Raw genomic sequence first — 22,334 nt, forward strand, 5'->3', positions numbered from 1 at the left:
AATGCGACGAGCCGAAGCGGAATTAAAGCGCCGCGAGGACCGCGTCGCCCATCTCCACCGTGTTCATCGTGCCGCCCAGATCCGGCGAACGGGCACCGTCGGCCAGCGCCTTGGCCACCGCCGCCTCGATCCGGTCGGCCGGCTCGGGCAGGTTCAGCGAGTAACGCAGCATCATCGCCGCCGACAGGATGGTCGCCAGCGGGTTGGCCTTGCCCTGGCCGGCAATGTCGGGCGCGGACCCGTGGATCGGTTCATAGAGGCCCTGACCGCTGCCGTTCAGCGTTGCCGATGCCAGCATGCCGATCGAGCCGACGCACATGCTCGCCTGGTCGGACAGGATGTCGCCGAACATGTTGCCGGTGACGATGACATCGAACTGGCCGGGGTTGCGGACCAGCTGCATCGCGGCATTGTCGACATACATGTGGGTCAGGGCGACGTCGGGATATTCGGCCGACACCTCGATCACCACGTCCCGCCACAGCTGGCTGGTTTCCAGCACATTGGCCTTGTCGACCGAGCAGAGCTTGCCACGACGGGCGCGGGCCGCCTGGAAGCCGGCATGGGCGATGCGGCGCACCTCGGCTTCGTTATAGGACATGATGTCATAGCCTTCACGCAGGCCATCGGCGGTGGTGCGCATGCCCTTCTCGCCGAAATAGACGTCACCATTGGTCTCGCGCACGATCAGCAGGTCGATCGATCCGGCCACTTCGGGCTTCAGCGCGCTTTCATGCGCCAGTTCGGGGAAGACCTTGGCCGGGCGCAGGTTCGAGAACAGGCCCAGTTCCTTGCGCAGGCCCAGGATCGCCTGCTCCGGACGCAGATGCCGCTCCAGCGAGTCGCAGTCGGGATCACCGACCGCGCCGAACAGGATGGCGTCGGCGCGCTTGGCGATGTCTAGCGTCTCGGGCGGCAGCGGATGGCCGACTGCCTTATACGCCGAACCGCCGACCAGACCTTCTTCATAGGTGAGGCCGTCGATCGCCAGCGCATCAAGCACGCGCTTCGCCTGCGCGACGATCTCGGGGCCGATACCATCTCCAGGGAACAGGGCGATCAACATGGGAAACCTCTTTCTAAATCTCTGCCGCCACGGTTCCGCGAAAGAAAATGGCCGCCGCTGCCCGACGGGCGAACGGAGAATGCGGAAACGGCGCGCCCGCCCTTGCAAAAACTGCGCGCGTTACGCAACCGCTCTTTTCAGCCGATCGACCAGTCTTTCGCGCGCGGCCAGCACATCGGCCCGCCTTTCGGTCAGCACGGACCGCTCCAGGAAGAAGCCGGTCAGGCGCAATCCATCCATGATCTGCGGCCAGTGGCCAGCCCCGCCTTGCAACAGGAAAGGCGGCAGCGGCAGCAGGCGCGCCTCATAGCCCTCCGCCCCCGCCCGGCTGACCGCCGCCGCGCTGCGCGGGCTGACAAAGGCCAGCTCGTCGGCGGTGCCGGTGGCGGCGCAGCGGCTCAGATCAAGGCCGAAACCCAGTTCCGCCAGCAACAGCAATTCGTAGCGGACCAAAGCCGCCGCCCAACCCCGCGCCGCCGGCGCCGCCTCGACTGCGCCAAGCACGCCGTCGAGCGCCTCGTAAAGCGTCGGATAGGGCGTTCCTTCCGGCAGGGCCGCCGCCGTCAGCGCGCAGGCCCAGTCGATCGCCGCCGCCGGCAATGGCTCGCCCAGCAGCGGCGCGCGACTATGCTCCAGTTCGACCGTCAGGCTTGCGAGCTGATCTTCGGTACGGGCGCGGAACTCGGCCTTCACCGCATTGCCCGGCAGCAGCACCGGGCGCAGCGCCCGCGACCGCCCGCCGCGCACATAGCCCGCGACCAGCCCATGATCGGGCGTCAACAGCCGCGCGACCGCGCCATGTTCGCCATGGGCACGCAGCGCGCAGACGATGCCGGATGTGATGAGGACGGGCATGGCGCCTTCCTATCGACGATCCGGCATCCGTGCCAAAGCTAATGTTGCGGCTGCGCCTCGCCACGGGTGCGCCACAGCGACAGGCCGATGCCCGCGCCCAGCACCCCGGCCGTCACCAGCAGGGAAAAGAGCGGCGGAATCTTCTCCAGCCCCAGCGCATCGGCCAGGAAGATCTTGGCGCCGATGAAGATCAGCACCACCGACAGCGCATATTTGAGATAATGGAAGCGGTGAACCGCCGCCGCCAGCGCGAAATAGAGCGCACGCAGCCCCAGGATCGCGAAGATGTTGGAGGTATAGACCAGATAGGGATCGGTGGTGATGGCGAAGATCGCCGGCACGGAATCCACCGCGAAGATGACGTCGGCAATCTCGATCATCACCAGCGCCAGAAACAGCGGCGTCGCATGGAGCAGCGGCTTGCCGCCCGGTTCAGCCGGCTGGCGCACGAAGAAATGATCGCCCTCCACCCGGTCGGTCACGCGCATGTGACGGCGCAGGAAGCCGAGCAGCCGGTTCCCCTCCATCGTCTGTTCCTTGCCGACCGTCCACAACATGCGGATGCCGGTGAAGATCAGGATCGCCGCGAAGAAATAGAGCGCCCAGGAGACATTCTGGACCAGCGCCGCGCCCAGTCCGATCATGATCGCGCGCAGGACGATCACGCCGATGATGCCCCAGAACAGCACCTCATGCTGATAGCGGCGCGGCACATGGAAGAAGGAGAAGATCATCGCGATGACGAAGACATTGTCGAGCGCGAGCGATTTTTCGACGACGAAGCCGGTCAGATAGGCGACCGCCGCCTCCTGCCCCATCTGCCAGGCGATCCAACCGCCAAAGGCGAGGCCAATGGCGATGTAGAAGCCGGCCAGCTTCACGCTCTCGCGCACGCCGATCTCGCGCTGCTTGCGATGCAGCACGCCCAGATCCAGCGCCAGCAATGCGAGGATGATCGTCAGGAAGAGCGCCCACATCCAGATGGGCTTGTCGAGAAAGTCGGTCGTCAGGAAATCCATGATAGGTCCGTGCTGCGAATATGCAGGTCAAGCGGACGGCATGGCTCCCGGTTCCCTCAGCGGGAATATGTCGGAAAGCGGCAATCGAACAGCAATGATCAGTGGCCCGGCGCAGGTCAGGCTGCACCGGGCCATTGATGATCAGCCCGGCATCATCGTGCCGGTATCGATGAAGCGCTGGTGCCAGGCAAAGGCCTCGGCCGGCAGCATCGGCGACTGCAGGCCATAGCTGCCCTGCATCGCCCGCCTGAAATAATCCTTCAGCATCGGACGATAATCGGGATGGGCGCAATTGTTGATGATCAGTTCGGCCCGCTGGCGCGGCGCCAGCCCCCGCAGGTCGGCCAGCCCCTGCTCAGTGACGATCACCTGCACATCCTGGTTGATATGGTCGACATGGCTGGCATGCGGCACGATCGCCGAAATCTTGCCCTGCTTGGCGGTCGAGGGCGTCATGAAGATCGACAGATAGGCGTTACGAGCAAAGTCGCCCGATCCACCGATGCCGTTCTGGATACGCGATCCCATGACATGGGTGGAGTTCACATTGCCATAAATGTCCGCCTCGATGAGGCCGTTCATGGCGATGCAGCCCAGGCGGCGAACCAGTTCGGGATGGTTGCTGATTTCCTGCGGGCGCAGGATCATCTTGTTGCGGAAGCGGGCCATGTCGGCATTGAGCCGCGCCGCCGCCTCGGGGCTGAGCGAGAAGGCGGTGGCGCTCGCCATGCGTAGCTTGCCGGATTCCAGCAGGTCGAGCATGCCGTCCTGAATGACCTCTGTATAGGAGACCATATTGTCGAACGGCGCATCGATCAGGCCGGTCAGCACGGCATTGGCGATATTGCCGACACCCGACTGGAGCGGCAGCAGCGACGCCGGGATGCGGCCCATCTTCACTTCATGGCCGAGGAATTCGAGCAGATGGCCGGCGATCGCCCGCGCACTGTCATCGGGCGGAGTGAAGGGGGCGTTGCGATCGGGCGAGTCGGTTTCGACCACCGCCAGCACCTTGGCGGGATCGACGCGGAAATAGGGTTCGCCGATGCGATCGTCGGCGCGGGTCAGCGGGATCGGCACGCGGCTCGGCGGCAACGCCGTGCCGTAATAAATGTCGTGCATCCCTTCGAGCGCGGCATTCTGCCAGCTATTGACCTCCAGGATGATGCCCTTGGCACGATCGAGCCAGGTCTTGTTGTTGCCGACCGAAGCGGACGGGATCAGCAGGCCGTCGGGGGTGATGCCGGTCACTTCGACCACGGCGACATCCAGTTCGCCCAAAAAGCCCTGCCACGCCATCGGCGCGACCTGGCTCAGATGCATGTCGAAATATTGCATCTCGCCGCGGTTGATCCGCTCGCGGGCGATCGGATCGCTATTATAGGGAAGACGAAATTCGACGCCGTCGGCCTTGGCGAGCGCACCGTCCAGTTCCGGCCCGGTCGACGCGCCGGTCCACACCTTCACCCGGAACGGATCGCCGGCCGAATGGGCGGCGGTGATTCGGTCGGCGAGGGCCAGAGGGACGGCCTTGGGATAGCCTGATCCGGTGAAGCCGCTCATGCCCACGGTCATGCCGTCGGCAATCAGGGCAGCTGCGTCCTGCGCGCTGCGTCTTTTTGCCGCAAACCCTGCATGACCGATACGATCCGATGCCATCCTCTCGTCTCCATTAAATGTCTGACTGGCGTCCCTGCGCCGGCGCTTAGGTCTGGCTTTTCCGTTCTCCGCACAATAGGGATTCCCGGCACAATATCTGTGCAGGACATGTTCAAATGAGCGACCTGCTTCTTTCGATCCGCACCTTCATACGGCTATGCGAAAAGCCCAGTTTCACGCGCGTCGCCGCCGAGATGCATGCGAGCCACACCACCATAGCGCGACGGCTCGATCAGGTGGAAGCCCATTTTGGCACCGTGCTGTTTCATCGCACCACGCGCCGGCTGGTCCCGACGCCCGAAGCCGACCAGTTGCTGGTCCATGCCCGCACGCTGGTCGACGCGCTAGAAGTGGCCGAACAGGAATTGCGCCCGGTCCAGGGCGATGTCAGCGGCACGGTGCGGATCGGCGTCACCACTGCGCTGGGCCTCTATTATCTGGGCCTGCTGAGCCAGCTGAGCGATCAGCATCCCGGCCTGCGGATCGACATGGCGATGACCGATTGGCAACGCGATCTGGTCCAGGACCGGCTCGATCTGGCGCTGCGCGTCGGCCCGGTCGGGGATGATATGCTGGTCGTGCATCGGCTGGGCGCCCTGCCCCGCATGCTGGTCGCCCATCCCGACTATGTCGCGCGCCATGGCCTGCCAACCAGCGCCGACGATCTGCCGAGCCATCGCTGCATCGCCTATGGCTATGGCGACCTGCCCGCCAAATGGACCGTGGACGGCCGCGACCAGTTGATCAGCGGCCCGTTCCGCAGCGACAATAGCGAGGCGGTGCATCGCGCCGCGCTCGCTGGCCTCGGCATCGCGATGCTGCCCGCGGTTCGTGTCGCGGACGATCTGGAGGCGGTGCGCCTCGTGCGCGTCCTCCCCGCCAGCCAGATAGACCCGATCGACATTTTGGCGGTGCATCCCGCCCTGAAGCGCCTACCCGCCCGCGCCAGGCTGGTGCTCGATTTCCTGAAGGCGAATTTTCCCGGCGACCCGCCCCAGCGCTAGGCGGCACGCAGTTCCTCCAGCACGTTACGCACCGTTTCCTGCAACTCCTGCGAACGACTGGACAAGGCCGTCGCCGCCGCGTCGGTTTCGCCCATGGCCGATTGCGCCTCCGCCAGCGCCAGGCTCAGCGCTTCGGCCTGGGACGCCGCTTCTGCGATATGGCGCGCCATTTCCTCGGTCGCCGCCGCGATCTCGCCGGTGGCGCGTATCTGTTCCGCTACATCATCGACGATGCCGGCGGTCGATCGGTCGATCGTGTCGGCCGATTGGGTCGCGACATCGATCGCGCCCGACACGCTGTCGGCCGCACGGCGAATATCCTGCAGATAGATGTCGATCTGGCGGGTCGCCTCGGCCGTCTGCGCGGCCAGGCTCTTCATCTCCGATGCCACGACGGCAAAGCCACGCACTTCGCTGCCGCTGCGCGCCGCCTCGATCCCGGCATTGAGCGACAGGGTCCGGCTCTGCGCCGCGATCTGGGAAATCAGCGCGACGATCGAACTGGCGGAATCGACCGTCGCCGACAATATGTCGACCTCCGGCGTCAGCGCACGGGTTGCCATCGCACCACGCAATGCATTGTCGCGGGTGTGGCTGGCGCTGCCCCCGACGCCATTGATCGAAATGGCCAGCTTTTCCGTGTCCTGCGCCACCGCGCGGACATCGCCATCGGCGCGGGCATGGGCCTTGCGCAACTCGGCCGAGCGCTGGGTCGTGCGATCGAGCAGGTCGAACAGCCATTGCTTGCTGGCCGACAATTGCCCCGCCAGTTGGCCCAGATCACCGACCACCGCGCCCAACCGCGCCTCCAGCGCATCGGCTACCAGCCGACGCCGCTCGCTTGCCTCTTCGGCCCGCCGCGCCGCCTCCTCGATCGCGCGCTGCCGCGTCGCAATCGTCTGCGCCCGCTCCAGTTCGGCCAGCGCGACCTCGGCTCGTTCCTTCGCCGCGTCGGCTTCCTTGCGCAGACCTTCGCTCCGCTGCCGCTCCTCTGTCTGCAGGCGAATGGCCTGGGTCAGCAGCGACACGATCCACCACAGCATCAGGGTCTGGATCACCACGATCAGCGCATGCACCAGCACGCGTGGCAGATCGCCCTCGCTGGCGAACACCCAGGCGGGATAGCTATAGTTGAGGATCAGATGGTGGAGCGCCGTCACGCCAGCCGCGACCAGCAGCGCCCGCCGATCGAGCAACACCGTCTGCGCCGCCAGCGCCGCGAAAAAGCCCATATGCATGTCCATCTGCCAGTCATGCCCGCGCAGCAGGAAAACATAGAGCGCCGGGATCGCCACCGATGTCACCGCCAGCGTCATGCGCGCCGCCCCCGAAATGTCGCGCCGCCGCACCATATGGGTCGGCAACAACGCCAGCAATGCCGCGGCCAGCGCGCCGACTTCCGCATCGGGCGCCTTCAGCCACCAGCCGATCAGCATCAATGCCGGCACATTCAGCCAGAATAGCCACATCAGCATGCGCGCGCCGGCCAGGCGGATGGTTTCCATCGGGCGTTCGACGTTCATGCCCGCCCTCCCTTGCCGGCACAGAGGAAATCGGGCGCCGCCAACAGCAATACGCCGCGCGCCAGCATCGGCCAGGCCAGGCGGTCGCGGTCCCCCCGCACCACCAATGCCCCCTCGATATGCCCCTTGCCGACCGGGATCGCGCCGACCGCAATCAACCCCGCCGCCAATCCATGGCCGCTGGCCGTCGTCAGGGGAATGGCGAGCATGTCGCCCCGCGCCGGCGGCGCCAGAACGCCCGCCAGCATCATAAAACCGACTGTCGCCAATTGCGCAGCCGCAAGCCCCCACCTGTTCCCCACTCTTGTCTCCCCCGCCGATCGGCCGGGGAAACATCGCCAGCAATTGTTAACGCGACACTTATGAGCCAGCAAAAATCATTGCGTTATCGTCACATTTTTCAGCCGTGGAAATAATCATAGACCTGCTGGGCCACCGCCTTCGACACGCCGGGTGCGCGTTGCAGATCCTCCAGCGCCGCATCGCGCACCGCCCGCGCCGTGCCAAAATGCATCAAAAGCGCCTTTTTCCGGGCCGGGCCGATGCCAGGCACCTCGTCAAGCGACGACACGGTGATCGCCTTGCTGCGCTTCGCCCGATGCGCGCCGATGGCAAAGCGATGCGCTTCATCGCGCAGGCGCTGCATGTAGAAGAGCAGCGGATGATTGATCGGGAAACTCACCTCCCGCCCATCCATCAGATGGAACACCTCGCGCCCGTCGCGGCCATGATGCGGCCCCTTGGCGATGCCGATCATGCAGACATCCTCGATGCCCATATCCTCCAGCATCGCCCGCGCCGCCGACAACTGCCCCTTGCCGCCGTCGATCAGCACCAGGTCCGGCCATTCGCCGCTGTCGCGATCGGGGTCTTCGCGCGCCGCCCGGCCGAAGCGCCGCTCGAACATCTCGCGCATCATCGCGAAATCGTCGTTCGAGATTTCGGGATTCTTCATGTTGAACTTGCGATAGGCGTTCTTGCGGAAGCCCTCCGGCCCGGCCACCACCATCGCGCCCAGTGCGTGAGCACCCTGGATATGGCTGTTGTCGTAGATCTCGATCCGGTCGGGCACGCCATCCAGGCCGAAGGCCTCGACCATCTCGTCCAATATCTTGGCCTGGGTCGTGGTCTCGGCCAGGCGACGATCCAGCGCCTCCACCGCGTTGCGCTGCGCCTGTTTGATAAGCCGCGTGCGCTCGCCACGCTGGGGCACTTCGATCCGAACCTTGCTGCCCAGCCTTTCGCTCAGCGCCAGCGCCATCAGCTCGCACTCGGCCGGCTCACGGTCTGTCAGGATCAGCTTGGGCGGCGGCACTTCCTCGTAAAATTGCGCCATGAAGCTTTCCAGCACCTCTTCGGTCGCCACATCATTGGTGTGGACCGGGAAGAAGCTGCGATGCCCCCAATTCTGGCCGCCGCGGATGAAGAAGGCCTGGATGCACATCGATCCGCCCTTCTCCGCCAGCGCGAAGATGTCGGCATCGCCCAGCCCCTCGGCATTGATCGCCTGCGATCCCTGGATGAAGGTCAGCGCCTTCAGCCGGTCGCGGATCATCGCCGCCTGTTCGAAATCCAGCGCCTCGGCCGCTGCCTCCATCGCCGCGCCCAGCTTCTGCTGCACGGCGGTCGACTTGCCGCCAAGGAAATCCTGCGCGTCCTGCACCAGTTCGGCATAGCCGGCCGTGTCGATGCGATCGACGCAGGGCGCCGAGCAGCGCTTGATCTGATACAACAAGCAGGGCCGCGAACGATTGGCGAAGAAACTGTCGGTGCAGGACCGCAGCAGGAACAGCTTCTGCAGCGCATTGATCGTCCGCGTCACCGATCCGGCGCTGGCGAAGGGGCCATAATAGCGCCCCTTATATTTACGCGCGCCGCGATGCTTCTGCACGCGGGGAAAGGCATGATCCTCGCGTAACAGGATGAAGGGAAAGCTTTTGTCGTCGCGCAGCAGGACATTATAGGGCGGGCGATAGCGCTTGATGAGTTGCGCCTCCAGCAGCAGCGCTTCGGCTTCGCTGTTGGTGGTGACGATCGTCATGCTGCGGGTCTGCGCCACCATGCGCCGCAGCCGGTTGGGCAGCCGGTCGACCTGGGTATAATTGGCGACCCGGTTCTTCAGCGCCCGCGCCTTGCCGACATAAAGGACATCGCCGCGCGCATCCTGCATCCGGTAAACGCCGGGCCGGGTCGGCAAGGTCTTCAGCGTCGTGCGGATCGCCTCCACGCCCGCATCGATATCGGGCTGGCTGCCGGTGACGGTATAGGTCGCCTTGTCTTCGTTGAAACGGTCGGGGGATTGCGGCTGCGACATGGCCGCAGAGATAGCGGCACCGGCGCGGATCGCAATGGCGGTGTGGAACAAAGGGCGGCCAACACCGGCATTCATGATTGCCATTCATGGCTGTGTTGCCGAAAGCCGGCCTAATCAACAGCCTGTCGACTTCCTACATGGGACAGGCACAGGCCGTCCCACGGCCCGCGCCCATCCAAGAATAGCAGCGGAGGGGCATATGCCCTGCACACCGCGAACCTCAAGCAAAGGGACATCCCCATGGCCACCAAAGCCTATGGCGCCAACGCCGCCGACAAGCCGCTCGAAGCCCTCGACATCGAACGCCGCGCCGTCGGTCCGCATGATGTCGCGATCGATATCGCCTATTGCGGCGTCTGCCATTCGGACCTGCACCAGGTCCGTTCCGAATGGGACGGCACCCTCTATCCCTGCGTTCCCGGCCATGAGATCGTCGGTCATGTGACCGCCGTTGGCGATCATGTCAGCGCCTTCAAGGTCGGCGACACGGTCGGCGTCGGTTGCATGGTCGACAGCTGTCAGGGCTGCGCCTCCTGCGACGAAGGGCTGGAGCAATATTGCGAGAGCGGCTTCGTCGGAACCTATAATGGCAAGACCGACGACGCGCCGGGCCACACGCTGGGCGGCTATTCGCAGAATATCGTGGTGAAGGACAAGTTCGTCCTGAAGATCAGCCACCCCGCCGATCAGCTCGCTGCCGTAGCGCCGCTGCTGTGCGCGGGCATCACCACCTATTCGCCGCTGCGCCACTGGAAGGTTGGCCCCGGCCAGAAGGTCGGCATCGTCGGCATTGGCGGCCTGGGCCATATGGGCATCAAGCTGGCCCATGCCATGGGCGCCAAGGTCGTGGCCTTCACCACTTCGGAGTCCAAGCGCCAGGACGCACTGGACCTGGGCGCCGACGAAGTCGTCGTCTCGCGCAATGCCGAAGAGATGCAGGCCCATGCCAACAGCTTCGACTTCATCCTGAACACGGTTGCGGCAAGCCATAATCTCGACGCCTTCACCACCCTGCTGAAGCGCGACGGGACGATGACGCTGGTCGGCGTGCCCGAACATGCTCACCCCTCGCCCAATGTCGGCGCGCTGATCTTCAAGCGCCGCAGCATCGCCGGCTCGCTGATCGGTGGCATCGCCGAGACGCAGGAAATGCTCGATTTCTGCGCAGAGAAGGGCATCGTCGCCGATATCGAGATGATCCGCATCCAGGATATCGAAGACGCCTATGCCCGCATGCAGAAGAGCGACGTCAAATATCGCTTCGTGATCGACAACGCCACGCTGGCCGCCTGATCGCTAGGCAAAGGGGCGAATGGCCAGGCGCCATTCGCCCCGACTGCGGGCCATGCCCGCCCCTTTCCGGGGGAAACCCCGATTGCTCCCAGCTTCCCGTGCCGGTCCAATCACCGGACGTTCAAGCGCCGAGGAGCCAGCCATGTCCGATCCCCTGCCGTCCTGGAATGACGGATCTGCCAAGGCCGCGATCCTGGATTTCGTCGCCCGCGTGACAGGCTCGGGACCGGAGCATATCCCCGCCCCGCAGCGTATCGCCACCTTCGACAATGACGGCACGCTCTGGGCGGAACAGCCACTTCAGACCCAGTTCCTGTTCGGCCGCATGCTGCGCGCAAAGCTGATCGAACAGGAACCGGAACTGGCGCAGCAACAGCCTTTCAAGGCCTATGTCGAACAGGACATGCCGGCCATGAAGGCGCTGGGGAAGCTAGGGCTGCTGGAGGTTGCCGCCCGTGAGCATGCGGGTGCGACCGAAGAGGAATTTGACGGGATCGCACGCGACTGGCTCGCCACCGCACATCATCCCCTGCTCGACCGGCCCTTCACCCGGTGCGTCTATCGCCCGCAGATCGAATTGCTGGATTTCCTGCGCGCCCATGATTTCAAGACCTATATCGTTTCGGGCGGCGGGCTCGACCTGATGCGCGCCTTCGCCGAAGACGTCTATGGCATTCCGCCCGAACAGGTGATCGGCTCCAGCCTTCGCACCCGGTTCGAAATCGACGGTGATGGCGTCGCGCAACTTGTCAAGCTGCCCGAACTCCACTGTTTCGACGACCGCGAGGCGAAGGCGCAGAATATCGCCCTTCATATCGGCCGTCGCCCGATCCTGGCCTTCGGCAATTCGGACGGCGACCTCGCCATGCTCCGCTATGTGAAGACCGGATCAGGGCCACGGCTGGCGCTGCTGCTGCATCATGACGATGCCGTTCGGGAATTTGCCTATGATCGTGATTTCTTCCTGAGCCCCTTGACCGAGGCGCTGGACAAGGCCCCAGATTATGGCCTGACCCTGGTCAGCATGAAGCAGGACTGGAACAGCATCTTCGTCTGATCCGTTGACCGCGCCACCTTCAGACAACCGGCCGTGGCACTCCGCAGGCTGGCGCGCCTATGACCGCCTTATGGTCCATCTCCTTCCCTTCACCCCCGATCATTTCTCCACCCTGTCGGGCTGGTTTGGCAGCGACGCGGATGTCGTTCAATGGGGCGGGCCCTATGTCCATTTCCCGCTGTCCGACGAGCAGATGACGGCGATGCTGAACGAAGGACGCAGCGATCCGCCCGCACGGCTGTGCTGGATGGCGCAGGACGACGGTCAGCTTGTCGGCCATGTCCAGATCGCCTTCGACTGGCGCAACGGCAATGCCACGCTGGGCCGGGTCGCGATCGCGCCCAATGCGCGAGGCCGGGGTCTGGCGGCGCCGATGCTGCGCCTTGCGCTCGCCAGCGCCTTTGCCTTCGACGCCGTCGAGCGGCTGGAACTCAATGCCTATGCCTGGAACCGCCCCGCCATCCGCAGCTATGAACGACTGGGCTTCGTGACCGAAGGCGTCCGCCTGTCCTCCGTCCGGGTCGGCGATGCGCGATGGGATACGGCGATCATGCGGATGCTGCGATCCGAATGGACCGACGGCACCCTAATCTGATCCAAACAAAAAGGGCCGGCGCCTTTCGGTGCCGACCCTTTTGCTAATTCTGCCTGTTTCGATCAGGCGACCGGGCCAAGACCCTTGATCGCATCATCGACCAGCGCCTTGTCCGCCTTGGCATCATGGCCTTCGGCAATCAGGGCGGCGGCAGCGCCGGTAGCGGCCTTCACCGCCTTGGCACGAATGTCGGCCAGAGCGCTGCGCTCAGCCGCACCGATCTTGTCTTCCGCCATCTTCTGGCGACGGGCGACCAGATCGGCAGCCTGCACCTTGGCATCGGACAGAAGCGTTTCGGCTTCATGCTCGGCCGACTTGCGCATGGCGTCGGCTTCGCCGGCCGCAGCGGCCAGCTTGGCTTCATATTCGCCCTTGAGCGCTTCGGCTTCGGCACGAAGCTTCGATGCTTCGGCCAGCTGTTCCTTGATCTGGGCAATCCGTCCATCCAGAACGCCGCCGATCAGGCTGGGCACCTTCTTGATCAGCAGAATGACGATGAACACCGCCATCGCCAAGCTGACCCAGGCTGTCGCGTCCATGCCGACCGCCTTGGGATCGGTATGCGGCGCGACGCCTTCATGCGCCACGGTGCCAACCGGCTCCATGCCTTCGGCGTGGATTGCCTGATTGAGGTGCGGGGCCTGCGCCTCGCTATGCTCTACTGCTGCCTCAGCCATGAGCCAGTGCCGCCTTTACTGCGTTGCGGGCCGCTTCGTCCGACGCTTCCACGCCGGAAATCCGGACGACCATGTCGCGCGCCGCATCGGCGGCGACGGTTTCAATCTGTGCCATGGCGGCATCCGTGGCGGTCTTGATCCTGGCTTCGGCAGCGCCGATCTTGTCCTGGATCTCCGCATCGGCGGCGGCCAGCTTCGCTTCCGAAGCCTTGGCGGCATCCGCCTTCGCCTTGGCCAGCGTCGCCTGGGCGGCGGTGCGGCTTTCGGCATCACGGACGCGATAGTCCGCTTCCGCTTCGTCGGCGCGGGCGAAGGCTGCCTTGGCAGCATCGAGATCACCCGAAATCTTCGCGTCGCGCGCGTCGGCCGTCGCCTGCACCTTGGGCACCATGCCGCGGCCGATGACGAAGAAGACGAAGCCGAACGTCAGCAGCAGCCAGAAGATCTGGGAAGCATAGGTATCGGCGATTTGCGCGATTTGAGGCATTTTTATCCGTCCGAAAAGGGGGCGGTCGTCAAGGGGCAGGCAGCCAGGCTGCCCGCCCCGTCGATCTTTAGGCCACGAAGACCAGGATCATGGCGATAACGAACGCCAGCAGACCCAGAAGTTCGGCGGCGGCGAAGCCGATGAACAGGCGACCCTGCTGGCCGTCAGCGGCACCCGGATTGCGCAGCGCGCCTTCGAGGAACGAGCTGAAGACGTTGCCCACACCGAGGGCGGCAATGCCCGCACCGATCGCGGCCAGGCCAGCACCGAGCAGCTTTGCGGCTTCTGCGTCCATGTTCTAAACTCCTTTTTCTAAACCAATTAAGCGTTGAAGAATGTACGAAAACTCAGTGCAGGTTTTCGGCGTCGTTGATGTAGACCGAGGTCAGCAGCGCAAACACATAGGCCTGGATCACGGCGACCAGCACTTCGAGCGCGCTGATACCGACCATCAGCACGAAGCTGGCGGCACCGACGGTCAGACCGAAACCGGGGCCAGCATTCGAGCTGTTGATGACGAAGCCGGCCAGCACCTTGAGCAGCACGTGTCCGGCGGTCATCGCCACGAACAGTCGCAGGCCCAGGCTGAACGGACGCACCATGAACGAGATCAGCTCGATCGGGAAAATGACCGGGATCATCGGCAGGGGCGTGCCGTGCGGCACGAACAGGGAGAAGAAGTGCAGCCCATGCTTCCAGAAGCCAACGATCAGCACGATCGAGAAGCTCATGATCGCCAGCACGCCGGTGGCGGTGAAGTGGCTGGTGAAGGTGAAGGGGTGGACCCCGACCAGACCCAGCGGCAGCAGACCCAGAAGGTTGGCCATCAGGATGAACATGAAGAGCGAGAAGACATAAGGAATGTACTTCTTGCCGCCTTCACCCACGTTCGAGATCAGCAGGTTCTTGATGAAGCCGGTGAAATATTCGACCGCCATCTGCCAACGACCAGGCACCAGTTCGCGCTTCATGCCGCCGATCACGAAGATCCACAGCACCACCGCAGCGGCGACCATATAGAGCGCGCTATTGGTGAAGGCGATGTTGAAGCCGCCGATGGACAGGTGATCGGTACCGAACAGCGGTTCGATCGCAAACTGATGCATCGGATCGATTTTGCCGGATTCTGCCACTTGGACCCCTGTACCGTCTAATATTCGGACTAAGACAAAAGCGCCCCTATTGATCGGAACGCTTCGTCGTCGTCAATCTGATGATGTTCCTGAACGCCGCCACGATCCCGAGACCGAGGAAGACAAGCAGGAGCCATGGGGATGTGCCGAGCAGCCGGTCGAGAACCCAGCCGATCAACGCACCACCGACAAGACCACCGATCAGCTCTGCGAGAACCCTGTTGCCCAGACGCGAACCATCGTCCGCCTGCTGCACCTTCGTCCCCTGTCTGACCTGCTCGGCATGTTCCGCCTGCGCAATTCTCGCTTCCAGTGAAGCGATCCGCGCATCTTCCCCCGCCGGGTCCTGCCCGGATTCACCCGCAACCATTGCCAATCCTTCCATCAGGCTGAAACCCAATGGCAGGCGGCATGGCGCTTGCGGCTGCACCCGTCAAGGCGCGGCCCGTTTAGAAAGGGGATGACGGATAGTCAACTATACTTGGGCAGGAGATTATCCTGCCCAGACGAACTGGCGGTCAAAGTCCGCCAGCCACGCGCGTTTTACTGGCCTGCGGTCGAGCAATAGGCCGGCAAAGAGATCGCCCCGGCGCCCTTGGTCTGCCAGGCACCACCGCCGACGCGATAGACCTGCCCCGGCTTCACCCGGCTGCTGAGCGTCTGGCAACCGGTTGCGGCCGCCACATCCTGCACCGTCACGCCGCGCTTGCCGGCCAGATCGGTATAGACGGCGCGGCGCTTGATGTTGATCGATTCGACCTCGGCCCGCACATCCGCGCCCACCGTGCCGGCGATGCCCAGATAGCCATCGGCCTGCTCGCCCACCGTGCCGGCGGCGATCGCGGCGGCCGCACCACCCTGGGCCTGCGCGGCGCCGGCCAGAACCAGGCCACCCAGCACAGCGGCGGCCAGCATGAACTTGCGTGTCATTGCGGGAACAACTCCGGGTTATTGTTGATCAGATCCTTGGCGTCCTTCTCCAGACGGACGACGACCTCCTGCTGGACCTTCACGTTCAGATTGATCTCGATCGGCTTGTCCGGGGCCTTGACCTGGATGCACCCCCCCAGGGCCGAAGCGGCCAGACCGGCCATCATGATTGCTGCTATCTTCATTTCGGCTCCGTATTTGACACAGTCTCGCTTGCCGCAGGCTGAACCGCAAGACCAGATTGCAGATCGGCCGCGCTTTGTGCGCGCATCTTCTGCTGGGCATCCGCGCCAATCTGGTCGCGGATCACCTGCGACGGGTCGACATAGGATTGGGCGGATTTCATCAGCCCCCGGAAGGGCGCGGAAATCCGCACGTTGAAAATGAAGGGCAGGCCAACGAAGCTTTTTGCTATCCCCTGCGGCGCCCCGCCCAATTGGCCCCGGTTGACGCCGTTGAACACCACATTGGTCACCATCTCGCCATCCAGCGCGCCATCCATCAGGATGGTGAGGCATTTATACTGCAGATCCTTCAGCGCATCGAAGGCGACCTTGCCCATAACTCCGACTTGTTCGTTCGACACTGGCCCCACATAGGACAGCACGCCGGACTGGCGCGTGGGGTCGCAGGGGATGCTCGGCAGCACGCCCTCGGGCATGATCAGCGGCGCCATGCCCTGTTGCCGCGCGACCAGCACGCCGCCGGCAACCCGCCCGCCCTGCGCATTGAAGATCAGCGGCATGATGCCGTCGAACGTGCCGGTCGCCGACACGTTCTTGAGGTCCATCGCCTGGATGAAGGCACCAGCGTCGAGGCCGATGACCCGGAAGGTCAGATATCGGTCGACATCGGCACCAAAGTCCATGGTCGTCGGCAGAAGCACCAATTCGCCGCCCGAGAAAGGAAAGCCGCCACCCTCGATATGCACCTTCTGCCCGGCACCCAGGCGATAGCGGATCGTGCCATCGCGTGCCTCGACACCCGGATTGACCAGCGCGATTCGCGCCTCCTGTCCGGTCGGCGTCACCATGTTGAGCAGGTCGGAGAAGCGGATCTCGCCGGACAGTCCCTCGACCGGGCCGAATGCCGCCGCCAGATCCAGCCGATCGGTCCGGAAGACGCCATCGCTGCTGACATCGGAACCGGTCCAGCGGATATGCCCCTCGCCGGTCACGCGGCCAGCGACATTGGCGATCACGCCGAGCGTCAACGGCGTCAATTCCTCCGGCTGCAATCCCGGCCCGAAGCCCAGGTCCGGCACGGTCAGGTCGGCATGCCCCTTCCCGCTGCCCAGGTCGTGCGCAATATCGGCGCGTGCCACCGTGGCACCCTTGCCCGGCACCTGCAGCGTGCCGGTCGCGGTGATTCGACCGTCCTTCATCGCCAGGGCAAAGTCAGGCACGGACAGCGGGTTGAAGCGCACCGAAGGCTGCGCATCGCGCACCTGCATCGCCGCCTTGAGCGACAGCGCCCCCTTGGCAAAGGCCCAGCCGCCCGCCCCCTGCTCGACGATCAGCGGCACGGTGCCGATCCGTCCGCCCGCGCCCTTGATGTCGCCGGCAAAGCCATCCTTCGTTGCCGCACCGGTGACGCTCGTCGCAGACAGGCGAACCGGCGCATCCTCCGGGCCGATGGCGAAGTCTGCATGGCCCAGGGTGAAGCCGGTCTGGCCCAATATCAGTCGGGCATTGTCCGCCTTGAGCCGCATCGGGCTGTCGCCGCTTCGCCCGTTCAGCGCCACATTGCGAAGCTCCGCACCGCCCTTCATGCCGCCCGGCCCCATGGCGAAAAGCGCCGAATTGGGCAGCGGGCAGAGCGTCTGCCGGGTCTGCCCCAGCGCGAAGCTGCCATAGCGCGCTTCCAGCAATGTCAGTGGCGCGCAATGTTCGTTGATCGCGATCGCACCATTGGGCGCCAGCCGGCCATCGATCGGCAGGCCAAGACCGCGAACAGCCCCATCGGGCAGCGGCCCATCCAGCCGCAATGCCGTCGTGAAGCGGGTATCGCCCTTCGGCCCGGCAACGAATCGGACAGGCTCGAACGCCAGCCGGGCGCCGTCGGCCGTGTAGGGATCGATGAACAACTGCCCGCCAAAACCGCCGCCGGCGCGGCGGGCCAGTCGGAGCGCCGCCTTGGGCAAGCCGCCGCCCTGCGACGTGATCGCGCCATCCAGCGCCCAGTCGATCGCCGCGCCGCCCTTGCCCGGCCAGGCCAGCGTCACCCGGCCGTCCCGCGCCACGGCCACCTGCGCGCCGCTGCGCGCTGCAAATTCGGTATCGGTCAGCACCAGACTGCCGGCATCGCCCTTCTGTGCCAGCGCCACCCGCGCCCGCAGCAGATTATCCGCCCCGGCCCGCCGTGCTGCATCCGCCAACCGCAGGGCCAGCGGCGCCACCGGCGTGCCGGCCGTCGAGGTCCGCAACGACGCCAGCGGATCGCGCCCGGCCATCCGTCCGTTCCGCGCGGTCAGATCGCCGTTGAAGGTCGCATCACCGCCGCGCAGCGTCCAGTCACCGGCCAGTTCGGTTGGCCCCGCCAGCACCCCGGCACCGGAAAAGGCGCGTGCGCCGATCCGCGCCCGCCCGGCCATGGCCTTGGCCGTACCGTCGAACTCGATCCGACCGACAGGGGCCGCCAGCAACATGCCCTGCGCCTTGAGCGCATCGCCCGCCAGCTTGGCTGATCCGTTCCAGCGGTCCAGCCCCTGGCCCAGCCACAGATCGATCTCGGCCGTCGGCGCAGCCATCGCCATGTCCGCGCAGGCGAGTGCATCGCCCTTGATCGGCCCGCGCAGGTGCGGCCGGCCATCCACCATCGCCACATCCAGCCAGGCGCTGGCCCTGGCCACGCCACAGCCGGCCATCCATGCCCTGGGCATGGCAGCGGCCAGCTTGCCGCGGAAACCCGATTTCAGATTGCCATTGCCATCGATCTGCATGCCGACTGCCCCCGCGTCGGTATCCAGCCGCAACCGCGCATCCCGCAGATGAAGCAGCAGGTCAGGCATGGCAAAGGGCGCAGTCGAATCGGGATCGCGAAACTTGTCCAGTTCGCCCAGCGTCAGCACGCCGTCGCGATAGGCGCCGCGCATTCGCACGCCACCGGCGCGAACCGCTGCCACCTGCGGCGTCACGCCGGAAAAGGCGATGTCGACCTCCACCCAGCGGGCGGTCAGGTCCGGCCGCGCCGGATCGCCCAGCACGACATTCTCGATCCGCTGGGTGCGCAGGCCCACCTGCGTCAGGTCATAATTGGCCTGGACCCCGCGCCGGTTGAGTTCGCGATTGACGAAATTCTCGGCGATCGGCGCGCGCTGCGTCCACAGCGCGACCAGCACCAGGCCGAGCGAACCCGTCCCGACACCCAGCCAGCGCAGCCAGCCCCGGCGAATTTCGGCTTCGCCGTTCTCGTCTTCCATCTGCCTGGCCAACCCCGACTTTCGCTCGCACTTCAGGTCCGTAACGCATCCATAACGTCCGACCCATTGGAAATATCCACCCCTGAAATAGCCTTGCCCACGAAATCCGCAAAGCCTAGCCTTCATTTGCCGGGGAATGGGGGATCGCCAGCATGACCGAAAAGGACGAACGCGCGAGCCAGGATGGCGCCGGTCATCGCGCCCGCCTGCGCCAGCGACTGGCCGAAGGCGGCGACGGGCTGCTCGACCATGAACTGATCGAATATCTGCTCGCCCTCGCCATTCCCCGCCGCGACACCAAGCCGCTGGCCCGGCTGCTGCTGCGCGAATTTGGCGGGATCGGTGGATTGATGGCGGCCGACTGGCAGGCTATCGCACGGGTGCCCGGCATGGGCGATACCAGCGTCGCCGCGATCAAGATCGTTCAGGCCACCGCGCTGCGGATGCTGCGCAACGATGTGGCGGAACGACCGGTGCTTGGCAGTTGGCAGGCGCTGCTCGACTATCTGCGCGCCGACATGGCCTATCTCCATGTCGAACGCGTGCGGGTGCTGCATCTCAACAGCCGCAACATGCTGATCCGCGACGAGAATATGGGTGACGGATCAATCGACCAGGCGGCCATATATACGCGCGAGGTTATCAAGCGGGCCATGGAACTGGGATCGGCAGCCCTGATCCTGGTGTATAATCACCCGTCGGGCGATCCGTCCCCCAGCAAGCAGGATATCGAGATCACCCGCCAGATCGTCGAGGCCGGCAAGCGGCTGGGCATCGGCGTCCATGACCATATCATCATCGGCGCGCAGGGGCATAGCAGCCTGCGCGCGCAGGGACTGCTGTAGGATCAGGCGCCCTCGATCAGTTCGGACGGCCAGCCGATGCGCACCAGCAGCCCATCCGGCCCGTTGATCCCGACCTCATACAGTCCCCATTCGCGATGGCGCAAAATGCCGCCCGGCCGGATGATCAGATCATCGACCCGCGCCGCAATCGCCGCCACATCGGGCGTGCGCAGATAGACGCCAAAGGGATTATGCGCCGGCACATCCCAGGGCGGCGCGCCGGCCTGGGTCAGATGCACCTCGCACCCCCACCCCTCCATGATATGATAATGGTGATCGCCGCCAATCCGCGCGAAGCCCAGCCTTTCCCAGAAGGCCAGGGCAATGGTGACGTCATTGCTGGGCACGATCGCGAAGGCGCCAACACCTGGAATTGCGGACATGGCCTTACCCTCCCGTTGCGCCGTCATGGCCACATAACAAAAAGGCCCCCGCCATGCCTGCGCGTGACGGGGGCCTTTTCAATCAGCGTGGCGCCGTTCAGCCGCCAAAACCGAAGTTCAGGAATTCGGGCACCGGACCGTTCCAGCCATCGTCCGGACCATCATCGGGTTCCTGACGGCGGCTATGCGGCGCTGGCCGTGCAGCCGGGGCGTCGCGGCGGTCGTCACGACGATCATCCCGCTTGTCGCTGCGCCGGTCATCCTTGCGCTCGGGCTTGCGGCGCGCGTCCCGGCCACCGGACCGCTCATTGTCGCGCTCCTCGCGATCGGCCTTGCGCGGCTCGTCCTTCGCGCGCGGCGCAGGCGCAGCCGCGACCGGCGTTTCGACATAATCGATCTTGGTGCCGATCAGCTTCTGGATATTGTCGATCGCCTCGGCATCCTCCGCCGCGACGAAGGTATAGGCAACGCCCTTGGCCCCCGCGCGACCGGTACGGCCGATGCGGTGGACATAGTCATCGGGGTGCCAGGGCGCGTCGAAATTGAAGACATGGCTGACGCCCTTGATATCGAGGCCGCGGGCCGCGACGTCCGACGCCACCAGGATGTTGACGCTGCCATCGCGGAACCGCTCCAGTTCGGCGATACGCGATGCCTGGTCGATATCGCCATGGATCTCGCCCGACTTGAAGCCGTGACGCTGCAGGCTCTTGTTCAGTTCGCGCACCGTGGTCTTGCGATTGCAGAAGATCACCGCGCTCTGCACATCTTCTGCTTCCAGCATCGCGCGCAGCGCTTCACGCTTCTTGCGCGAATCGACCTTCACCAGTCGCTGGGTGATGTTGGTCGACGCCGTTGCCGGGCGCGCTACCTCGATCGACTTGGGATTATCGAGGAAACGATCGGCCAGCTTCTTGATGACCGGCGGCATGGTCGCAGAGAAGAGAAGTGTCTGGCGCTGCGCCGGCAGCTTGGTGCAGATTTCCTCGATATCCGGGATGAAGCCCATATCGAGCATGCGGTCGGCTTCGTCGATGACCAGCATGTTGCAGCCGTTGAGCAAGATCTTGCCGCGCTGGAACAGGTCCATCAGGCGCCCCGGCGTCGCGATCAGCACGTCGACGCCCTTTTCCAGCGCCTTGATCTGGTCGCCCATCTGCACGCCGCCGATCAGCAGCGCCATGGAGAGCTTGTGATATTTGCCGTATTTCTCGAAATTCTCGGCCACCTGGGCAGCGAGTTCGCGGGTCGGCTCCAGGATCAGGCTGCGCGGCATCAACGCACGAGCACGGCCATGCGCGAGGATGTCGATCATCGGCAGCACGAAGCTGGCGGTCTTGCCCGTGCCCGTCTGCGCGATGCCGATGATGTCCTTCATCATCAGCACCGGCGGGATCGCCTGCGCCTGGATCGGCGTGGGCGTGTCGTAACCCGCCTCGGTTACGGCCTTGAGCAATTCGTCGGAGAGGCCGAGATCGGCAAAAGTCATTCAAATGTCCGGGACAGGAGGTTGGCCGTCCTGCGCGTCCGCACGACGGAAATCGCGCGCGACTTGCGAAAATATCGCCATCTTGTCAAGGAAATCGCGCAATATGCCGGGCAAGGCAGCTGTTTTTCTGCCGATCAATCCTCGGCGTCCGCTTCCACCAGCCGCCTGAAGCTGTCGATCCCGCAACTCGCGCCACTGCGCGCCTGCAACTCGTCCCGCCCCGAACAGAGCGAACCATCCTCGTCCGGCTCGACATAGAAGCCCGAATAGAAGCTGGCGGAATCGCATCCCCGTTCCAGTCGCGCGCGATAGCGATGCTTGTCCGCCAGGATCAGGTCGACCCCGTTGGACACTACGATGCTGGCCCCGCGAATCGATCGCAACGCCACGCAGCGCGGCCCCTTCTTCTCTTCCCAGCGCTCGTCGCTCTTGGGCACGACTCGCGTCGGCGCCCGCCCCTTGGCCATCGGAACACGAATGATCACGCGCTGCTCGATCGTCAGTTGCGCCCATTGCACCGGGTCGGCAGCAGGCGCTGCAAGCAGCATCAGGATGGTATGAACCAAGCGGAACCCCTTTTGGGA

At 64.7% G+C, this 22,334-nt stretch carries 23 protein-coding genes; 5 read left to right on the forward strand and 18 right to left on the reverse strand.

Annotated elements, in window-relative coordinates; genetic code table 11:
• Positions 1-22: 22 nt before the first annotated feature.
• The 4 genes from leuB to scpC form a co-directional block, all read right to left on the reverse strand.
• Complete coding sequence (leuB, locus tag AC0KVN_RS05065) at positions 23-1,066, reverse strand: 3-isopropylmalate dehydrogenase (protein WP_017502837.1); 1,044 nt, start codon at positions 1,064-1,066, stop codon at positions 23-25.
• A 120-nt stretch (positions 1,067-1,186) separates the two neighbouring features.
• On the reverse strand, positions 1,187-1,921 hold the full coding sequence (recO, locus tag AC0KVN_RS05070) for a DNA repair protein RecO (RefSeq protein ID WP_435568334.1): 735 nt from the start codon (positions 1,919-1,921) through the stop codon (positions 1,187-1,189).
• A gap of 38 nt (positions 1,922-1,959) precedes the next feature.
• Complete coding sequence (locus AC0KVN_RS05075) at positions 1,960-2,940, reverse strand: TerC family protein (RefSeq protein ID WP_435568335.1); 981 nt, start codon at positions 2,938-2,940, stop codon at positions 1,960-1,962.
• A 141-nt stretch (positions 2,941-3,081) separates the two neighbouring features.
• Positions 3,082-4,599: a succinyl-CoA:acetate CoA-transferase ScpC gene (scpC, locus tag AC0KVN_RS05080; protein ID WP_069338457.1), complete on the reverse strand. Its 1,518-nt coding sequence runs from the start codon at positions 4,597-4,599 to the stop codon at positions 3,082-3,084.
• 116 nt (positions 4,600-4,715) lie between these two features.
• Between scpC and AC0KVN_RS05085 the strand changes: the two genes are divergently transcribed.
• A complete protein-coding gene (locus AC0KVN_RS05085) occupies positions 4,716-5,603 on the forward strand; it encodes a LysR family transcriptional regulator (RefSeq protein ID WP_435568336.1) in 888 nt (295 codons plus the stop codon).
• On the opposite strand, the gene AC0KVN_RS05090 is transcribed toward AC0KVN_RS05085, so the two are convergent.
• From AC0KVN_RS05090 to uvrC, 3 genes are all read right to left on the reverse strand, one after another.
• Positions 5,600-7,126, reverse strand: a complete 1,527-nt coding sequence (locus tag AC0KVN_RS05090; RefSeq protein WP_435568337.1) for a methyl-accepting chemotaxis protein — start codon at positions 7,124-7,126, stop codon at positions 5,600-5,602. The two genes, AC0KVN_RS05085 and AC0KVN_RS05090, sit on opposite strands and share 4 nt — an antisense overlap.
• Entirely contained in the window at positions 7,123-7,377 is a 255-nt protein-coding gene (locus AC0KVN_RS05095) for a hypothetical protein (RefSeq protein WP_435568338.1), read from the reverse strand. Before AC0KVN_RS05095 ends, AC0KVN_RS05090 begins: the two co-directional genes overlap by 4 nt.
• A gap of 149 nt (positions 7,378-7,526) precedes the next feature.
• A complete protein-coding gene (gene uvrC, locus AC0KVN_RS05100; protein WP_483655973.1) occupies positions 7,527-9,440 on the reverse strand; it encodes an excinuclease ABC subunit UvrC in 1,914 nt (637 codons plus the stop codon).
• Between the two features lie 240 nt (positions 9,441-9,680).
• Here uvrC and AC0KVN_RS05105 point away from each other — a divergent pair, with 240 nt between their 5' ends.
• From AC0KVN_RS05105 to AC0KVN_RS05115, 3 genes are all read left to right on the forward strand, one after another.
• On the forward strand, positions 9,681-10,733 hold the full coding sequence (locus tag AC0KVN_RS05105; protein WP_161732732.1) for an NAD(P)-dependent alcohol dehydrogenase: 1,053 nt from the start codon (positions 9,681-9,683) through the stop codon (positions 10,731-10,733).
• Positions 10,734-10,875: 142 nt separating this feature from the next.
• Positions 10,876-11,790 carry an HAD family hydrolase gene (locus AC0KVN_RS05110; protein WP_435568340.1) on the forward strand — a complete coding sequence of 305 codons (915 nt, stop codon included), beginning with the start codon at positions 10,876-10,878 and terminating at the stop codon, positions 11,788-11,790.
• Positions 11,791-11,860: 70 nt separating this feature from the next.
• Positions 11,861-12,385: a GNAT family N-acetyltransferase gene (locus AC0KVN_RS05115; RefSeq protein ID WP_435568341.1), complete on the forward strand. Its 525-nt coding sequence runs from the start codon at positions 11,861-11,863 to the stop codon at positions 12,383-12,385.
• Positions 12,386-12,447: 62 nt separating this feature from the next.
• Here AC0KVN_RS05115 and AC0KVN_RS05120 read toward each other — a convergent pair whose 3' ends face one another.
• The 8 genes from AC0KVN_RS05120 to AC0KVN_RS05155 all read right to left on the reverse strand — a co-directional run bounded on the left by AC0KVN_RS05120 (position 12,448) and on the right by AC0KVN_RS05155 (position 19,033).
• On the reverse strand, positions 12,448-13,062 hold the full coding sequence (locus AC0KVN_RS05120) for a F0F1 ATP synthase subunit B family protein (RefSeq protein WP_004207390.1): 615 nt from the start codon (positions 13,060-13,062) through the stop codon (positions 12,448-12,450).
• Positions 13,055-13,549, reverse strand: coding sequence for a F0F1 ATP synthase subunit B family protein (locus AC0KVN_RS05125; protein WP_004207391.1), 495 nt, complete (start codon positions 13,547-13,549; stop codon positions 13,055-13,057). The genes AC0KVN_RS05120 and AC0KVN_RS05125 overlap by 8 nt, the downstream gene beginning before the upstream one ends.
• 67 nt (positions 13,550-13,616) lie before the next feature.
• Complete coding sequence (locus AC0KVN_RS05130) at positions 13,617-13,844, reverse strand: F0F1 ATP synthase subunit C (RefSeq protein ID WP_004207392.1); 228 nt, start codon at positions 13,842-13,844, stop codon at positions 13,617-13,619.
• 52 nt (positions 13,845-13,896) lie between these two features.
• Entirely contained in the window at positions 13,897-14,682 is a 786-nt protein-coding gene (locus tag AC0KVN_RS05135) for a F0F1 ATP synthase subunit A (RefSeq protein WP_017503282.1), read from the reverse strand.
• A gap of 46 nt (positions 14,683-14,728) precedes the next feature.
• A complete protein-coding gene (locus tag AC0KVN_RS05140) occupies positions 14,729-15,052 on the reverse strand; it encodes an AtpZ/AtpI family protein (RefSeq protein ID WP_004207394.1) in 324 nt (107 codons plus the stop codon).
• A 173-nt stretch (positions 15,053-15,225) separates the two neighbouring features.
• A complete protein-coding gene (locus tag AC0KVN_RS05145; RefSeq protein WP_435568342.1) occupies positions 15,226-15,612 on the reverse strand; it encodes a YdbL family probable chaperone protein in 387 nt (128 codons plus the stop codon).
• Positions 15,609-15,797 (reverse strand): YnbE family lipoprotein, encoded by a 189-nt coding sequence (locus AC0KVN_RS05150; RefSeq protein WP_004207396.1) that lies wholly within the window; start codon positions 15,795-15,797, stop codon positions 15,609-15,611. Before AC0KVN_RS05150 ends, AC0KVN_RS05145 begins: the two co-directional genes overlap by 4 nt.
• Positions 15,794-19,033 (reverse strand): intermembrane phospholipid transport protein YdbH family protein, encoded by a 3,240-nt coding sequence (locus AC0KVN_RS05155; RefSeq protein WP_435568343.1) that lies wholly within the window; start codon positions 19,031-19,033, stop codon positions 15,794-15,796. The genes AC0KVN_RS05150 and AC0KVN_RS05155 overlap by 4 nt, the downstream gene beginning before the upstream one ends.
• 152 nt (positions 19,034-19,185) lie before the next feature.
• On the opposite strand from AC0KVN_RS05155, the gene radC reads away from it, so the two are divergent.
• Entirely contained in the window at positions 19,186-19,878 is a 693-nt protein-coding gene (gene radC, locus AC0KVN_RS05160) for a RadC family protein (protein ID WP_483655969.1), read from the forward strand.
• A 2-nt stretch (positions 19,879-19,880) separates the two neighbouring features.
• On the opposite strand, the gene AC0KVN_RS05165 is transcribed toward radC, so the two are convergent.
• From AC0KVN_RS05165 to AC0KVN_RS05175, 3 genes are all read right to left on the reverse strand, one after another.
• A complete protein-coding gene (locus AC0KVN_RS05165) occupies positions 19,881-20,261 on the reverse strand; it encodes a VOC family protein (protein ID WP_435568344.1) in 381 nt (126 codons plus the stop codon).
• A 97-nt stretch (positions 20,262-20,358) separates the two neighbouring features.
• Positions 20,359-21,750 (reverse strand): DEAD/DEAH box helicase, encoded by a 1,392-nt coding sequence (locus AC0KVN_RS05170; protein WP_435568345.1) that lies wholly within the window; start codon positions 21,748-21,750, stop codon positions 20,359-20,361.
• 134 nt (positions 21,751-21,884) lie between these two features.
• Positions 21,885-22,316 (reverse strand): hypothetical protein, encoded by a 432-nt coding sequence (locus AC0KVN_RS05175; protein WP_004207401.1) that lies wholly within the window; start codon positions 22,314-22,316, stop codon positions 21,885-21,887.
• Positions 22,317-22,334 lie beyond the last annotated feature (18 nt).

It is taken from the genome of Sphingobium sp. SG1 (assembly GCF_057063145.1).